At 71.8% G+C, this 16090-nt stretch carries 16 protein-coding genes; 7 read left to right on the forward strand and 9 right to left on the reverse strand.

Annotated features, from left to right (window positions below; genetic code table 11):
• Nucleotides 1–44 precede the first annotated feature (44 nt).
• Entirely contained in the window at nt 45–728 is a 684-nt protein-coding gene (locus tag ACSP50_RS38855) for a response regulator transcription factor (protein WP_014694813.1), read from the reverse strand.
• A 50-nt stretch (nt 729–778) separates the two neighbouring features.
• Nucleotides 779–2044 (reverse strand): cell wall metabolism sensor histidine kinase WalK, encoded by a 1266-nt coding sequence (locus tag ACSP50_RS38860; RefSeq protein ID WP_014694814.1) that lies wholly within the window; start codon nt 2042–2044, stop codon nt 779–781.
• Nucleotides 2045–2244: 200 nt separating this feature from the next.
• Here ACSP50_RS38860 and phoU point away from each other — a divergent pair, with 200 nt between their 5' ends.
• Nucleotides 2245–2898 carry a phosphate signaling complex protein PhoU gene (gene phoU / locus ACSP50_RS38865; protein ID WP_014694815.1) on the forward strand — a complete coding sequence of 218 codons (654 nt, stop codon included), beginning with the start codon at nt 2245–2247 and terminating at the stop codon, nt 2896–2898.
• A gap of 58 nt (nt 2899–2956) precedes the next feature.
• Here the strand turns inward: phoU and ACSP50_RS38870 are convergent, their stop codons facing one another.
• Nucleotides 2957–3703: a phosphoglyceromutase gene (locus ACSP50_RS38870; RefSeq protein ID WP_014694816.1), complete on the reverse strand. Its 747-nt coding sequence runs from the start codon at nt 3701–3703 to the stop codon at nt 2957–2959.
• A gap of 114 nt (nt 3704–3817) precedes the next feature.
• Here ACSP50_RS38870 and ACSP50_RS38875 point away from each other — a divergent pair, with 114 nt between their 5' ends.
• Together ACSP50_RS38875 and ACSP50_RS38880 are read left to right on the forward strand one after the other, a co-directional pair.
• Nucleotides 3818–5053: an MFS transporter gene (locus ACSP50_RS38875; RefSeq protein ID WP_014694817.1), complete on the forward strand. Its 1236-nt coding sequence runs from the start codon at nt 3818–3820 to the stop codon at nt 5051–5053.
• A 39-nt stretch (nt 5054–5092) separates the two neighbouring features.
• Nucleotides 5093–6358 (forward strand): MFS transporter, encoded by a 1266-nt coding sequence (locus tag ACSP50_RS38880; protein ID WP_014694818.1) that lies wholly within the window; start codon nt 5093–5095, stop codon nt 6356–6358.
• A gap of 999 nt (nt 6359–7357) precedes the next feature.
• On the opposite strand, the gene ACSP50_RS38885 is transcribed toward ACSP50_RS38880, so the two are convergent.
• Both ACSP50_RS38885 and mshA read right to left on the reverse strand, forming a co-directional pair.
• Nucleotides 7358–7843, reverse strand: coding sequence for a YbjN domain-containing protein (locus tag ACSP50_RS38885; RefSeq protein WP_014694819.1), 486 nt, complete (start codon nt 7841–7843; stop codon nt 7358–7360).
• Nucleotides 7837–9126: a D-inositol-3-phosphate glycosyltransferase gene (mshA, locus tag ACSP50_RS38890; protein WP_014694820.1), complete on the reverse strand. Its 1290-nt coding sequence runs from the start codon at nt 9124–9126 to the stop codon at nt 7837–7839. The genes ACSP50_RS38885 and mshA overlap by 7 nt, the downstream gene beginning before the upstream one ends.
• Before the next feature lie 127 nt (nt 9127–9253).
• Here mshA and ACSP50_RS38895 point away from each other — a divergent pair, with 127 nt between their 5' ends.
• Both ACSP50_RS38895 and ACSP50_RS38900 read left to right on the forward strand, forming a co-directional pair.
• Entirely contained in the window at nt 9254–10009 is a 756-nt protein-coding gene (locus ACSP50_RS38895) for an SDR family NAD(P)-dependent oxidoreductase (RefSeq protein WP_014694821.1), read from the forward strand.
• Nucleotides 10010–10013: 4 nt separating this feature from the next.
• Nucleotides 10014–10766, forward strand: a complete 753-nt coding sequence (locus ACSP50_RS38900; protein ID WP_014694822.1) for a hypothetical protein — start codon at nt 10014–10016, stop codon at nt 10764–10766.
• 25 nt (nt 10767–10791) lie between these two features.
• Here the strand turns inward: ACSP50_RS38900 and ACSP50_RS38905 are convergent, their stop codons facing one another.
• Nucleotides 10792–11214 carry a response regulator gene (locus tag ACSP50_RS38905; protein WP_014694823.1) on the reverse strand — a complete coding sequence of 141 codons (423 nt, stop codon included), beginning with the start codon at nt 11212–11214 and terminating at the stop codon, nt 10792–10794.
• A gap of 158 nt (nt 11215–11372) precedes the next feature.
• Nucleotides 11373–12602, reverse strand: a complete 1230-nt coding sequence (locus ACSP50_RS38910) for a S8 family peptidase (RefSeq protein WP_014694824.1) — start codon at nt 12600–12602, stop codon at nt 11373–11375.
• 251 nt (nt 12603–12853) lie between these two features.
• Here ACSP50_RS38910 and ACSP50_RS38915 point away from each other — a divergent pair, with 251 nt between their 5' ends.
• Both ACSP50_RS38915 and ACSP50_RS38920 read left to right on the forward strand, forming a co-directional pair.
• Complete coding sequence (locus tag ACSP50_RS38915; protein WP_014694825.1) at nt 12854–13066, forward strand: hypothetical protein; 213 nt, start codon at nt 12854–12856, stop codon at nt 13064–13066.
• 68 nt (nt 13067–13134) lie between these two features.
• Nucleotides 13135–14457 (forward strand): PAS domain-containing sensor histidine kinase, encoded by a 1323-nt coding sequence (locus ACSP50_RS38920; protein ID WP_231956806.1) that lies wholly within the window; start codon nt 13135–13137, stop codon nt 14455–14457.
• A 58-nt stretch (nt 14458–14515) separates the two neighbouring features.
• Here ACSP50_RS38920 and ACSP50_RS38925 read toward each other — a convergent pair whose 3' ends face one another.
• Together ACSP50_RS38925 and ACSP50_RS38930 are read right to left on the reverse strand one after the other, a co-directional pair.
• Entirely contained in the window at nt 14516–15244 is a 729-nt protein-coding gene (locus ACSP50_RS38925; protein ID WP_014694827.1) for an SRPBCC family protein, read from the reverse strand.
• 78 nt (nt 15245–15322) lie between these two features.
• Nucleotides 15323–16072, reverse strand: a complete 750-nt coding sequence (locus ACSP50_RS38930; RefSeq protein ID WP_043513050.1) for a hydrolase — start codon at nt 16070–16072, stop codon at nt 15323–15325.
• Nucleotides 16073–16090: the final 18 nt, after the last annotated feature.

Here is a 16090-nt window from a genome sequence, read left to right on the forward strand (position 1 = left end):
CATCATCGACGGGCGGAATGCCCGCCGAGCGGAGCGAGGCCATGTTACGGCTCGAACTTGTAGCCCAGGCCGCGGACCGTGACGATGTAGCGCGGGGCGCCGGGCTCCGGCTCGACCTTGGAGCGCAGGCGCTTGACGTGGACGTCCAGGGTCTTGGTGTCACCGACGTAGTCGGCGCCCCAGACCCGGTCGATCAGCTGCCCCCGGGTCAGCACCCGGCCGGCGTTGCGCAGCAGCAGTTCGAGCAGCTCGAACTCCTTCAGCGGCAGCTGCACGCCGGAGCCGTCGACGGTGACGACGTGCCGCTCGACATCCATCCGGACCGGGCCGGCGGCCAGCGTCGGAGTGCTCACCTCGATGGCCTCACCGCTCTGCCGGCGCAGCACGGCGCGGATCCGGGCGACCAGTTCACGCGGCGAGTACGGCTTGGTGACGTAGTCGTCGGCGCCGATCTCCAGGCCGACCACCTTGTCGATCTCGCTGTCCCGGGCGGTGACCATGATGATCGGGACGGCTGACCGCTGCCGCAGCTGCCGGCACACCTCGGTGCCGGACATCTCGGGCAGCATGAGGTCGAGCAGGACGATGTCGGCACCGGTCCGGTCGAACTGCGTGAGAGCAGAGGTTCCGGTCGCGGCGACCGACACCTCGAAGCCCTCCTTGCGCAGCATGTACGACAGGGCGTCGGAGAACGACTCCTCGTCCTCGACCACGAGCACGCGGGCCAATGCAGTTCCTTCCGTCGTCGGTGACCGGGTCGACACCCGGTCACCCCGGACTAGATCTCAGTTGCCGTCGGTGACAGCGAGGGGGATTCGGGCGGGCGCGCCGGTAGGCGCAGGGTGAACGTCGAGCCCTCGCCGAGGGCGCTGGTCACGTCCACACGGCCACCGTGGTTGGTGGCGATGTGCTTGACGATGGCGAGGCCGAGGCCGGTCCCGCCGGTCGCCCGGGACCGGGCCTGATCGGCTCGGTAGAACCTTTCGAAGATCCGGTCCACGTCCTGGGGGGAGATGCCGATGCCCTGGTCGCGGACGTCGATCTCGATCCACTCCGACTCCTGCCGGACGGTCACCTCGACCCTGGTGTCCGGGCCGGAGTAGGCGATGGCGTTCTCCACCAGGTTGGTCACCGCGGTGGCGAACTGGCTGTCGCTGCCGTACGCCATCAGGCCCTTCGGCCCGGAGCTGGTGACCTCGATGCTCTTCGCCGAGGAGGTGGTCCGGGTGCGGTCCAGCACCTCGGCGATCACCCAGTCCAGCGACACCGGTTCGGGGGTGGGCAGCGGCTCGGCGCCCTGCAGCCGGCTCAGCTCCAGCAGCTCGCTCACCAGCCGGCCCATCCGGGCCGACTCGTGGTGGATCCGCTCGGCGAACCGGCGCGCGGCCTGCAGGTCCTCGGACTGCGCCCCGGGTGCGGTCTCGGGCAGCTGGGTGGCGTCCAGCAGGGCCTCGGCCAGCAGCTGCAGCGCGCCGATCGGCGTCTTCAGCTCGTGGCTGACGTTCGCCACGAAATCCCGCCGAACCCGGGCCAGCCGGTGCGACTCGGTCACGTCGGCCGCCTCGACCGCGACGTGCGACGCGTTCAGCGCCACGGCCCGCAGGTGCAGCCCGAGCGGGGCCTGCGCCCCACCGGCCCGGCCCCGCGGAAGATCAAGTTCGACTTCCCGGCGTACGCCCGTCCGGCGCACCTGGCCGGCCAGAGTGCGCAGGATCGGATGGGCCGCGATGGTGCCCGGCGCCCCGCCGGAGCGCAGCAGGCCCATCGCCCGGGCGGCCGGGTTGACCAGCACCGGATAGTCGTCCGCGTCGAGCACCACGACTCCCACCCGGAGCGAGTCGAGACTCTTGCGGCCCAGCCCTTTCAGGCCGTGCTTACCCGCCGGGCGATCGTCGTCCGGTTCGATGGCGGCTCTCCCCTCCGGTGAGCCGTCCCGGGCCACGTCGACCGGCGACGGTTGCCGGACACGGGCGAGGGCCAGCCCAGCACCGACACCGACGGCCAGCGCGGCTGAGACCGAGCCGACGGCGTATCCCCAATCCACGCAGCGATCGTAGGGTCATTGTTTACCTGGCCCACAAGGCCAAAGGGGCGAAACGGGCGCGCGTCGAACAATGTTCACCGCCGGGCCTGGCGTCGTTCACCGGCGTTCATGTCCGGGCCGCGCGGCTGACCTAGCTTGGAGTCTGCACACATCGGCCGTCACGGGAGGCGGGGCGGCCCCGACAATCGGGACTTTAAAACATGCGCGAGGAGTTCCAGGCCGAACTCACCGAGGTGAACCGGCTTTTGGTGACCATGGCAGAGTCGGTGCGCGAGGCGCTTCGCAAGGCGACGACCGCGCTGCTCACCGCCGACCTGCAGGCGGCCGAGGCCGTCATCAAGCGGGACGCCGACGTGGACGCGATCTTCCAGCAGGTCGAGGCGAAGGTGGCGGACATCATCGTCCGCCAGGCGCCGGTCGCGATCGACCTGCGCCGGGCGATCACCGCCCTGCACATCTCCGCCGACCTGGAGCGGATGGGCGACCTGGCCGAGCACGTGGCCAAGACCGCCGCCCGGCGGCACCCGTCGCCGGCCGTGCCGGCCGAGCTGCGCCCGGTCTTCAAGGGCATGGCCGAGATCGCCGACCAGATGGCCGAGAAGATCACCACCGTGCTGACGCACAGCGACGCCGGCCTCGCGGCCGAGCTGGAGAAGGACGACGACGCGATCGACGACCTGGAGCGGCAGCTTTTCAAGATCATGCTGGCCGACGACTGGCCGTACGGGGCGGAGACCGCGATCGACGGCGCGCTGCTCGGCCGGTTCTACGAGCGGTACGCCGACCACGCGGTGAACATCAGCGAGCACACCATCTACCTGGTCACCGGGGAGCCGGTCGCGGGTCAGGGCTGACCATCGGGCAGTCCGGGAGCCGGGACACCACGGAGGCGGTGTCCCGGCTCTCAGCGCGTCAGCGCCCCTGGTTGGCGACCGCGGCCGCGGCCTCCTTGGCCGCCTGCGGGTCCAGGTACGTCCCGCCGGCCGTGATCGGGCGCAGGTTCTCGTCCAGGTCGTAGCGCAGCGGGATGCCGGTCGGGATGTTCAGCTTCGCGATCGCCTCGTCGGAGATCGCGTCCAGGTGCTTGACGATCGCGCGCAGCGAGTTGCCGTGCGCGGCGACCAGCACCGTCTTACCGGCCCGCAGGTCCGGGACGATCGCGTCGTACCAGTACGGCAGGGCGCGGTCGAGCACGTCCTTCAGGCACTCCGCCTTCGGCTTGATCTCCGGCGGGAGGTCGGCGTAACGGGCGTCGTTCGCCTGGGAGAACTCCGAGTCGTCCTCGATCGGCGGCGGGGGCACGTCGTACGACCGGCGCCAGAGCATGAACTGCTCCTCGCCGTAGGTGTCCAGGGTCTGCTTCTTGTCCTTGCCCTGCAGAGCGCCGTAGTGCCGCTCGTTGAGCCGCCACGACCGCTTCACCGGGATCCAGTGCCGGTCGGTGATGTGCAGGGCGATCTCGCTGGTGCGGATGGCACGCCGCAGCAGGCTGGTGTGCACGACGTCGGGCAGCACATTCTGTTCCTTGAGCAGCTCTCCGCCGCGCCGGGCCTCATCCTCGCCCTTGGCGTCCAGGTCCACGTCGACCCAGCCGGTGAAGAGGTTCTTGGCGTTCCACTCGCTGTTGCCGTGCCGCAACAGCACCAGGGTTCCAGTCATGCCCACATCTTCCCCGCACGATCCGGGGGCGGTCCGGGCGGGTGGAAAATCGATGGCCGGATCCCCTAGGTTGTAAGGCGGACAGGGCAGGTTCAGTGCTTACGGGGGGCTCCGGTGCGAGGTTGGTTGCGGGAGGCCGCGGGCGGACTGCCGCGGCAGTTCTGGTTCCTCTGGACCGGGACCCTGATCAACCGGATCGGCTCGTTCGTGGTGCCGTTTCTGAGCATCTACCTGACCAGCGAGCGGCACTTCACGCAGAGCCAGGCCGGCCTGGTGATCGGCCTCTACGGCGTCGGCGGGGCGGTCGGCACGATGACCGGCGGCATGCTGACCGACCGTTGGGGCCGGCGACCGACCATGCTCACCGCCCAGTTCGGCGCGGCGGCACTGATGCTGACCCTCGGCCTCACCCACCCGTACCCGGGCATCCTGATCGTCACCACCCTGCTCGGCGCCTTCGCCGAGGGGGTCCGGCCGGCCTTCGGCGCGATGATGGTCGACATCGTGCCCGAGCGTGACCGGGTCCGGGCGTTCTCGCTGAACTACTGGGCGGTCAACCTGGGTTTCGCACTCGCCGCGATCGTCGCCGGCCTGGCCGCCGAGGCGAACTTCACCGTGCTGTTCGTCGCCGACGCGGCCAGCACGGTGCTCACCGGGTTGATCACCGTGCTGCTGCTGCGCGAGACCCGGCCCGCCCACCGCCCGGCCGCCTCCGGCGTGGCCCCGGCCGCCGGCCTGGCGACCGCGCTGCGCGACCGCACGTTCCTCGCCTTCATGCTGGTCAACCTGCTGACCGTGCTGGTCATGCTGCAGCACCTGTCGACCCTGCCGATCACCATGCTGACTGACGGGCTGTCCGCCGCGACGTACGGCTGGGTGATCGCGGTCAACGGCTTCCTGATCGTCGCCGGGCAGTTGTTCGTGCCGCGGCTGATCGCCGGCCGCCGCCCGCACCGCGTCCTCGCGGTCGCCGCACTGATCATGGGGACCGGCTTCGGGCTGGTCACGTTCGCCCACGCCGCCTGGATGTACGCGGTCACCGTGGTGATCTGGACGCTCGGCGAGATGCTGCAGTCGCCGAGCAACGCGGCCACCGTCGCCGCCCTGTCCCCGGCCCCGCTGCGCGGCCGCTACCAGGGACTCAACTCACTGTCCTGGTCGGCCGGCGGGACCCTCGCGCCGATCCTGGGCGGGCTGGTGCTGCAGGACCGGGGCACGACCGCGCTGTGGACCGGCTGTTTCGGCCTGTGCGCGGTGGCCGCCGCGGGACACCTGGCCACCGGTCCGGCCCGGGTCCGGCGGGCCGCCCTGCTCACTCGCGAGACGGACACCCCCTCCGGCGTTCGGTAAGGTTTCTTTCCCAAAGCGCGGGTCGGGAGGGCCGGACGGATGCGGGGGTGGCTGCGAGCCGCGGTCGGCGGGCTACCCACGGCGTACTGGTACCTGTGGACCGGACTGCTGATCAATCGGGTCGGCGGCTTCGCGGTGCTCTACCTCTCGCTGTACCTCACCGCGGCCCGCGGCGCCGGGGCCGCACTCGCCGGCCTGGTCGTCGGTGCCCACGGCATCGGCGGCGTGCTCGGCACCCTGGCCGGCGGCGTGCTCACCGACCGGTGGGGACGCCGGGCCACCCTGCTCTGGTCGCACCTGGCCTGCTCGGCCGTGCTGGTCGCCCTGGCCGTCAGCACGCCGCTGCCGCTGATCGCCGGGCTCTGCCTGCTGCTCGGGCTGACCCAGGCGATGCCCGGCCCGGCCTTCGTCGCCGCGATCACCGACACGGTCCCGGGCGAGCACCGGCTGCGGGCGTTCAACCTGCAGTTCTGGGCGTTCAACCTGGGCACGGCCGGGGCCTCGCTGCTGGCCGGGTTGCTCGCCCGGTGGAGCTACCCCGGGCTCTTCCTGCTCGACGCGGCCAGCACGCTGATCACCGCGGTGATCATCGCCCGGAAGGTGCCGGAGACGCTGGGCCGGGCCGGCCGCGGCGGCGCCCCCGGCGGGCTGCGCACCGTGCTCGCCGACCGGATCTTTCTCGCCTTCGTCGGACTGACCGTCCTGCAGGCCCTGCTGAGCAGCCAGGCGAACACGATCGTCCCGCTGGCCATGCACGCCGACGGGCTCGGCCCCGGCGACTACGGCCTGGTGACCGCGCTCGGCGGGGCGTTGATCGTGCTCGGGCAGCTGTTCGTGCCCGGGCTCATCGACGGGCGCCGCAAGGCCCGGGTGCTGGCCCTGGCGATGCTGGTGACCGCGGCCGGCTTCGGGACGCTGACGGTCGCCGACAGCCTGCCGGCCTATCTGGGCGCGGCCGCCGTCTGGACCGTCGGCGGGATGCTCGCCGCACCACCCAATGCGGCGATCAACTCGGAGCTGGCGCCGCCGCTGCTCCGCGGGCGGTACCAGGCCGTGTTCTACCTGAGCTTCCCGTTCGCCTCGTTCGTGGCGCCGGCGCTCGGTGGGGCCGGCCTGGAACATCTCGGGCCGGGGCTCTGGCCGATCGTGGCCGGGGTGGGGATCGTGGCCGCGGCCCTGCATCTGGCCGCCGGTCCGGCGCGGGAACGGCGCACGGCCCGGACGGCGGCCGCACCCGGGCCGGCGCACCGACGACCGACGGCCGCCAACCGCGTCGATCCGCAAGCGACCGACGGCCGCCACTGAGCCGGCCCGCGAACAACGCACCGCCGGCCACCACCACAGATCCGGCCCGCGAACAACGCACCGCCGGCCACCACCACAGACCCGGCCCGCGAACAAGGCACCGCCGGCCACCCCCACTGGCCCAGCCCGCGAACAGCACACCGCCCTGACGCCGGCCGCCGCCGCGCCGCCGGCCGCCGCCGCGCCGCCGGTCGCCACCGCGCCGCCGGTCGCCACCGCGCCGCCGGTCGCCACCGCGCCGCCGACCGCCATCGGCGACCGACCACATCGGACGGACCGAAGCCGGAATGCTTCGCTAAAAATTGATGAGTGGAAGATCCTGCGCGCACGGAACGGTCACGTGCACACAAAGAAAAGCGCCGGCGGCGGCGGGCGACCCCCATCCCCATAGGCGTCGCCCGCACTAACCGCCGGTCTCGGGTCGCGCCGTCCCCCAACGGCTTATGCCACCCGTCCCCAAACACCGAACCGCGGAGATCATTGCTGATCGTCCCGTTCCCCGAACTAACGGCTCGGTGTCCATCGACCACGCTAGTTGGGGCAGTCAAGCCTCACAACCCGTATTCGTGTCGACATCTGTCTCAGGCGTCACAATCGCCAACAACCAACCGATCGGACGATCCGGCAATCACTCGTCCGGACTCCGCGACACCGGCGGAAATAATGACTGATACCGGATGAGGAAATGATGGCTATCGAACCGGTGGCCGAGCCGCCGCCAGCTTGCCACCCGGTGACGTGCGGGTGAATTACTCGCTCGATGATCACGTTTCGGCACGTCACGGCGATCCTGTCGGGCCCGCCCGGCCGGCCGCACCGTCGCGGCGTCTCCACAGTGGAAAACCGTCGGTCCCGGAACCGGCGGGAACCGGGCGTTCGGCGGAGACAGCAGGCCGTCCGGCCGGTGCCGGCCACCCCGACCGCGAGTGCGAACAGTAGCCGCGAGCAGGCCCCACCCCGCGGTTCACCCGGGAACGAGGTCCGGCCGCGGGGCCGGGCTCAGGACTCGGTGGGAGCCGCGAAGTGCTGGAAGGCCTGCAGGTTGGCCAGGGACTCGCCGCGTTTGACCCGCCACTCCCATTCGCGGCGGATCGACGAGCCGAAACCGATTTCCAGCATCGTGTCGAAGGATTCGTCGGCATAGGTGAGCACCGCGCCCAGCAGCCGGTCCAGCTCGTCCTCGTCCAGACCGGTCAGCGACACCCGGCCGGTCAGGTAGATGTCGCCGGCCGCGTCGATGGAGAAGGCGACGCCGTACATCCGGGCGTTGCGGCGCAGCAGCCAGGCCCACAGATCCTCGCGCCGCTCGTCCGGCTGGCGCATCACGAACGCCTCGATCCGCAGCGCGTGCTCGCCGACGATCAGGTTGCAGGCGGTCTTCAGCTTGTGCGTGCCGGGCAAGGTGACCACATAGGACGACTCGCCGGTCGACTCCCATTCCAGCTCGCGGTCGGTCAACACCCGCTCGATCAACTTTTTCACCATGCGCAGGTCGCCCCCTCCACCCGGGCCGTGATCAGGGCCCGGTGTTCACTCATCGCGTCACGGTAGACCCGCAGCAGCGCCTCGACCGTGCGGTCCCAGGAGAAGTGCGCGGCGTGTGCCACCGCACCGGCCGAGAGGCGGCGCCGGTACGCCGGCGCGGCCAGCAGCCGGTCGAGGACCCGGGCCCAGTCGGCCGGGTCGTGGCCGTCGATCAGCACGCCGCTCTCCCCGTCGCGGACCGCGGTGACCAGGCCGCCGACCGCCGCCGCGACCACCGGGGTGCCGCAGGCCTGCGCCTCCAGCGCGACCAGGCCGAACGACTCGTTGTAGGACGGCACCGCGACCAGGTCGGCGGCGCGGTAGAGGGCGGCCAGGTCGGCGCCGGTCTGCGGGGGCAGGAACACCACCGAGTCGCTGACCCCGAGTGAGGCGGCCAGCTCGATCAGCGCGGACGGGCGATCCAGGCCGCTGCCGCTGGGACCACCGCAGATCACCAGGGTGACCTCGCCGGCGCCACGGGCCCGCATCTCGGCGAGCGCGGAGACCAGCACGTCCGGGGCCTTGAGCGGCTGGATCCGGCCGACGAAGGCGACGATCCGGCCGGACTCCGGCAACCCGAACCGGGCGCGGTCGGCGGCGCCGGGACGGAACCGGTCCAGGTCCACGCCAGGCTGCACGACACCGACCCGGGCCGGGTCGGCCTGATAGTGGGTGATCAGGTCGTGCGCCTCGAACCGGGTGTTGGCGACCAGCCGGTCGGACTCGGCGACCACCTGCTCCTCGCCGATCACCCGGGCTTTCGGCTCCGGGCGGTCGCCGGCCGCGATCAGCATGTTCTTGACCTTGGCCAGGGTGTGTGCGGTGTGCACGTGCGGCACGCCCCAGCGTTCCCGGGCCAGCCAGCCGACCTGGCCGGAGAGCCAGTAGTGCGAGTGGATCAGGTCGTAGTGGCCCGGCGGGTGGGCCGCCTCGGCCCGCAGCACGCCGGTGGTGAAGGCGCAGAGCTGGGAGGAGAGCTCCTCCTTGTTCAGCCCCTCGTACGGCCCGGCGGTGACGTGCCGGACGTGCACCCCGGGCAGCATCTCGACCACCGGCGGCAGGTCGCTCGACGTGGCCCGGGTGAAGATCTCCACCTGGACACCGGCCGCGGCCAGCCGCTTGGACACCTCGACGATGTAGACGTTCATCCCGCCGGCGTCCCCGGTACCGGGCTGCTCCAGCGGCGACGTATGCACCGAGACGGTGGCGATCCGCCGTGGGGTGGGCCAGCTGACCTCGGCCACGTTCGATCCTCCCGCTGGGTCCTACCGGTAAAAGTCGTTGCGCAGTTGTCATCTTCCCCATCGGCGTGTGCTGAACCACTACGCAGCCGGGCCGGGGTGACTCAAGTCATGAGGGAAGATCGGAGCCATGCAGAGAATCGCAGTGGTCACCGGGGCTTCCAGCGGGATCGGCGCGGCCACGGCCCGCCGCCTGGCCGGTGAGGGTTTTCACGTGGTCGCCGCGGCCCGCCGGGCGGATCGACTGGAGTCGCTGGTCAAGGAGATCGGCGCGGGCGCGACCGCGGTGGCGTGCGACGTGACCTCGGACGAGTCGGTGGCCGGGCTGGCCGCCGCGGTGCAGGCGCTCGGCGCGCCGCTGGCCCTGCTGGTCAACAACGCGGGCGGGGCGATCGGGCTGGACCCGGTGGCGTCCGGCGCGGTCGAGGACTGGCAGGCGATGTTCGACGTGAACGTGCTGGGCACGCTGCGGGTGACCAAGGCGCTGCTGCCGGCGCTGGAGGCGAGCGGGGCGGGGACGATCGTGACGGTCGGCTCCACGGCGGCGTTCACGCCGTACGAGGGCGGTGGTGGTTACGTGGCGGCCAAGCACGCCCAGACCGCGCTGGTCGGGACCCTGCGCCTGGAGATCGTCGGCCGGCCGGTGCGGGTGGTGGAGATCGACCCGGGCATGGTGCGCACCGACGAGTTCTCGCTGAACCGCTTCGGCGGTGACCGGGCGCGGGCCGACGCGATCTACGCCGGGGTGGCCGAGCCGCTGGTGGCCGAGGACATCGCGGACGTGATCGCGTTCGCCGCCACCCGGCCGCAGCACGTCAACATCGACCGGCTGGTGGTCCGCCCGATCGCCCAGGCCGCCCAGCACAAGGTGCACCGGGAGCTCTAGGCAGGTGAAACCGGTCGGCGCGATCACCCGGGGGACGACCAACCCGAACCGGCTGCGCCGGGTGGACAACTACCTGGCGTTCCGATGCGCGGCCGCGCTGTCCGAGGCGGCCGCGCCGCTGGTCGTCGACCTCGGTTACGGCGCGTCCCCGGTCACCGCGGTCGAGCTTCGGGGCCGGTTGGCGGCCGCGGTCCGCCCGGACGTCACGGTGGTCGGCCTGGAGATCGACCCGGTACGCGTGGCCGACGCCCAGCCGTTCGCCGAGCCCCCGTTCCTGCAGTTCCGCCGGGGCGGGTTCGAGCTGGCCGGGCTGTCCCCGGTGGTCGTCCGCGCGTTCAACGTGCTGCGCCAGTACGCCGAGGACGAGGTGACCGCGGCCTGGCGGCAGATGACCGGAACGGGCGCGACGCTGATCGAGGGCACCTGTGACGAGCTGGGCCGGATCGCCACCTGGGCGGTGGTCGAGGGTGGTGTCGCGTCGACGCTGACGCTGTCCGCCCGGCTGCCGGTGCTGGAGCATCCGGCGGTCTTCGCCGAACGGTTGCCGAAGGCGCTGATCCACCACAACGTGCCCGGGCATCCGGTGCACGAACTGCTGCGGGCGCTCGGGCGGGCGTGGGAGACCGAGGCCACCCCGTTCGGCCCGCGGCAGCGCTGGCTGGCCACCGTCCGCCGGATGCGCGCCGACGGCTGGCCCGTGCTGGACGGGCCGGCCCGCTGGCGCCGGGGTGAGCTGAGTATGCCCTGGCCGGGCTGATCGGCGCCCGCCCCGGGCAGCGGGATCAGTTCGGTGGCGGGTCGTCCCGCTCCGCCTCGTCGCGGAGGACCCGTTTCAGGGCCTCCAGCAGAGCGTCGGCGGTGAAGGGTTTCTTCACCAGGAGGGCGTCGTCGCCGACCAGGCCCTTGGTGACCGCGATGTCCTTGGGCAGGCCGGAGATGAACACGACACCGGTGCCCGGGCGCATCTTGATGACCGTGCCGGCCAGCTCCCCGCCGGACTTGCCGCCGGGCAGGGTGAGGTCGGTGACCAGCACGTCGATCACGCCCGGGTGGTCGCGGCAGACCGAGATCGCCTCGTCCGGGTCGCCCGCGGTCAGCGCCGCGTAGCCTTTGCGCTCCAGCATGCGGCGCATGATGTCGCGCAGATCTTCTTCGTCGTCGACGACCAGGACGGTCGGCGTATCGGCGACCGGCGCCTCGGACATGGGTCCTCCTCGCGGGCTGGGGTCGATCTCACGCTAGTCGCCACGGGCCGTCGAGTAGGGCGGTTTGCCGACCCCGGCCCGGCCGGACCGGATCACGGAAAACGCCGCGCGACGCATGAGGCGTCGCGCGGCGCGAGGGACATCCGCGTACCGGGAGATCAGTGCTTCTTGGCGGCGGAGCCGGTCTCGTAGAGGTAGCCGGTGTAGAGCGACCTGTTCGGCGAGCCGGTGCCCGGGTTGCGGATCAGGCCAGCGTCGGCGTGCGCGACCAGGTCGTCGCGGACCTGCTGCGGGGTCCAGGTCGGGTGGGCGCCGAGCACCAGCGCGGCCGCGCCGGCCACGTGCGGGCTGGCCATCGAGGTGCCGCTCATGATCTCGGTGCCGGAGTTCGAGTCGCTCGACGCCGACTTGATGTTGACGCCGGGCGCGAAGATGTCGACGCACGAACCGTAGTTGGAGAACGAGGCGCGCTTGTCGGCGTTGTCGATCGCCCCGACGGTGATCGCGTTCGAGGTGTCCGACGGCGAGAACCGGCAGGCGTTCTTGTTGTCGTTGCCGGCCGCGATGGCGTAGACGACGCCCTTGGCGATCGAGCGGTCGACCGCGTCGTCGAGCGCCTTGCTCTGCGGGCCGCCGATGCTCATGTTGGCCACGGCGGGCAGCTTGGCGTGCGCGGTCACCCAGTCGATGCCGGCGATGAAGTCGGAGTACGAACCGGAGCCGTCGCAGTCGAGGACCTTGACGCCGACCAGCTTGATGTCCTTGGCCACGCCGTAGGTGGCGCCGCCGATGGTGCCGGCCACGTGGGTGCCGTGTCCGTTGCAGTCGTCGGCGGTCTTGTCGCCGTCGACGAAGTCCCAGCCGCTGCTGGCCCGGCCGCCGAAGTCCTTGTGCGAGGTACGGATGCCGGTGTCGATGACGTACGCGGTGACGTCCTTCGCCGAGCCGTAGGTGTACTTGCGGTCCAGCGTGCGGTCGCGCTGGTCGATCCGGTCCAGGCCCCAGGTGGCGTTGCTCTGGACCGAGGACGCGCCGATCACGGCGTCCTGCTCGACGTACTGCACGGCCGGGTCGGCGGCGAGGCGGGCCGCCTGCTCAGCGGACATCCGGGCGTGGAAACCGCGTACCGTGGCCTGGTACTTGTTCAGGACCTGACCGCCGTAACCGGCGACGAGGTCCGGGGAGGCGGAAGCGCCGGCCTTGAGGACGACGATGTAGCTGTCCGGGATGGCGCCGGCCACCCCGGCCTCCAGGACGGTCCCGGTCGCCGGAGCGACCGGTGCCGGTGCGGCCGAGGCCGCGCCGGTGAAACCGTAAAGAGAAGCGGTGGCGGCGCTCGCGACGGCCGCGAAACGGACGGCCAGGCGACGGGCGTCGGAACCGAGCATCAAATGTCTCCCTCAGGTCAGGTACCTCGGCTGCGGGACGCATGCCGTGGCGACTTGGGGGAAACTCTGACGTCGGAGAAGTGCACGCTCCGGTCCCGTCCGGGTGTGACGAGGTTGCACCGGACCACGGGCGGTTCCACCGGTCGAACCACTAAGACGGCCAGGCCGGTTACCGATCTAGTCCGCTGTCAGGACCGCTGCACACCGCCGTTGAGCCCAGCTTCATTCGGCCCAGGAGCAAGGAGAGCGATATGACCACCCTGCTGTCGCCCGAGATCGACACCGTCGGCGAGCTCACCGAGCGCTGCGATCGCTGTGGCGCGGCCGCCAAGCTGGAGGTGACCCTGAGCAGCGGCGGCGACCTGGCCTTCTGTGGCCACCACGCGAACCGGATGCACGCCGAGATCGCGCGTGTGGCCAGCAAGATCCGCCTGGAGGAAGGGTTTGCCTGGGCGGGTAAGTAGCAGCGCTGACCGCGTTATGCTCATTTCCTCACGTCATGGGGGGATATGTGCGTATCGCGGTGCGCGGCGTGGGCAGAAACCGGCTGATCGCCGGGAGCGCCGGGGTCACGGTCACCGTCCTCGGGTTGCTGCACACGCACGCGACCGATCTCACGCCGCCGGAGGGGCTCAGGCTCCCTCCGGCGGCTGCGCTGTTTCCGGCCGGTCTCGCCCTGCTGATCTACGCGGCGCCGCGGGGCGGTCGGGTGCGGACCGGGGCGGTCGCGCTCTGCGTACTGGCCGCGGTCGCCCTCGCGTCGGCGTCGACGCTGGTCGTCGTCGCCACCGCGGCGCTGCTGGTCGCGGCCGCCGCGATCCGGCCCGGTGACCCGGGTCGTCCCGGCGACGCCCGCCCGGAATACGCCGAGACGCTGTGGCAGTCGATGGACGAGGCCGTCATGGTGCTCGACGTCAACTACCGGGTGATCGACGTCAACCGGCGCTGGCGGGAACTGACCGGGTACGACTCCGCGGCGGAGGCCCCGCCCCCACCGCTGCCCGGCGCCGGCGGCGACTGGCTGCTGTCGCGCGCCGACGGCACCGAGGTACCGGTGCTGGCCACGGTCGCCGCGATCCCGGACGAGGCGGGTGCCCCGCGCGGATACGTCGCCACCTACGTCGACATCGCGGAGCGGAAACGGGCCGAGGACGCGCTCAGCGACCACGCCGCCGAGCTCGAACGCGGCAACGCGCAGCTGGCCGCCGCGCTGGCCTTCAAAAACGACCTGACCTCGATGCTGACCCACGACGTGGCGCAGCCGATCAGCTCGATCGCCAGCCTGGCCGAGCTGCTCTGCGCCGACTGGGCCGACCTGCCGGAGGACATCCGGCTGGAGCTGGCCACCAAGATCGACAAGAACACCCGCCGCCTGATCAAGATGATGAACGACCTGCAGCTGCTGTTCCGCCTGGACACCGGTACGGTCACCGCCCGCCGGGTGCCGGTCCCGCTGCTCGAGGTGGTCCGCGCGGCCTGCGCCGAGACGGCCGGCGCCGGCCAGGTCGAGGTCACCATCGACGAGGACCTGTCCGCACTGGCCGACCGCGGGCACCTGACGATCGTGGTGGAGAACCTGCTGCGGAACGCGATCGCGCACGGGGCCGCACCGGTCCAGGTGCGGGCCGGCCGGGACGGCCCGGAGACCGTGCGGCTGGAGGTGCGCGACAGCGGCCCCGGCATCCCCGACGACCTGCTGCCGGACCTGTTCGGCCGCTTCATCCGGGGCGCCGGGCTGGGCCTGTTCATCGCCCGGCACCTGGTGGAGGCGAACGGCGGGTCGATGCGGTACGAGCATGCCGATCCTCGCGGCGCCCGCCTGCTGGTCATCCTGGAGACCGCGCCCCGGGGATGAGAACGGAACCGCCGCACCCGCCCGGTGGGCGGATGCGGCAGTCGGCGGCGACGGCGGGTCAGCCGATGCCGCGATCCTCTTCGTTGATCATGCCGTTGCCCCACATGTCGGCCCGCGCGGTGCGGCCACCCATCGGGGCGGTGCCGGCCGCGCTGCCGGTGGCCCGGCCGCCGGGCTCGTCCTGCAACTCGACGCCGGCCGCGCCGTTGTCCCAGCCGGCGCCCGGGTGCGGTGCGGCAGCCGGCGGATGCTTGTGCACCCGGGTGGCGACCGAGGCCGGCGAGGCGTAGTCGCGGGCCGGGCTGAACAGCGTGTGCGAGGGGCCGGGCAGGCGCTTGACGCTGGCTCCGGTCGGCATCGGACGGCCGCCCAGCACGCCGCTCTCGACCAGTCCCTTGAAGGTGGTCAGGTCGGCCTTGAGCCGACGGTTCAGCGACTCCTGGCCGTGCCGGTCGCTGGGCATCAGGAACGCGATGTCCGCCTCGAGCTGGGCGACGATCTGGGTCTTCGTCTCGCCCATCGGGCGCAGCGTGAGCGTCTCGGCCAGCAGCGGCCCCTCCATGGTCGACCAGGAGACCCGCTCGTCCGGTGACCGCTCGATGATCTGGGCGTCGAACTCGCGGCGCTTCCCGTCCACCTCCATGATCCAGTGGGTCTGGTCGCCGCCGGTCGTGGTGACCTGGCGAACTCCGGTCATGAACCGCGGATAGTTCTCGAACGCGGCGAGTTGCTCGTACACCGTGTGCAGCGGTGCACTCACCTCGATGGCCTGCTGAACCATACTCATCGCATCTCTCCCATGCTGAAGTGCTGGCATGACAGAGAGTACGTAGGCGAGCACGGCGCGTGTTCACTTTCGAGGACTTCAGATGCGGCGCAGGTACTGCCAGCCGCCGACCTCGGCGGCGTACCGGGCGTCACTCGCCGGCACCAGGGTCACGCCGGCGTCACGCAGCAGGGCGAGCAGGCGCGGCGAAGGGCTGCGCCACGCCTCGCTGACCTCCACCACGGTGCCGGTGGCCCGGCAGGCGGCGGCCAGTTCGGCGAGCATCTCGGCGGAGACCGCGGCGTCGTCGATCCCGGCCTGGGCGAGCAGCGCCAGCGGGCGGGCCAGCTGGGTCGGCACGTAGCGGGAGGCGCGGGCCAGGCCCTGCACGATCGCCGTGATCAGCTGCCCGGCGACCCGCTCGGCGGTCAGCGTGCCGCCGGCCAACCGGGCCCGGACCGCCCGCGCGTCGAGCAGCTCGTCGCCGAGCGGCAGGGCGGAGACCGCCACCGACAGGGCGTCCAGCTGGGCCAGGTCGGCCGGCAGCGCCAGCCAGCCGTCCGGACGGACCACCTCGACCTCGGCGGCCACCCGCAGGGTCATCTCGGTACGGTGCCGGGCCCGACGCACCGCATCCGCGTACGCGGTCAGCCAGGTGGTGTCCGGCCCGGCCTGGTCGGCGAAGGTGAGCGCGGTCAGCCCGGCCCGGTCGGCGGCCGAGACCACCACGCCGACGGCGTCGCGCCCGGCCGCGAACCCGGTGTGCACGTGGGCATCCACCGTCAGATCCAGCGCGCACACGGTGCCGACCGCACTGCCGCCGATGACTGATTCCCGCTCTGCGCCCACGATCGCTCCCACGACTGA

Source organism: Actinoplanes sp. SE50/110 (genome assembly GCF_900119315.1).
GTDB lineage: Bacteria > Actinomycetota > Actinomycetes > Mycobacteriales > Micromonosporaceae > Actinoplanes.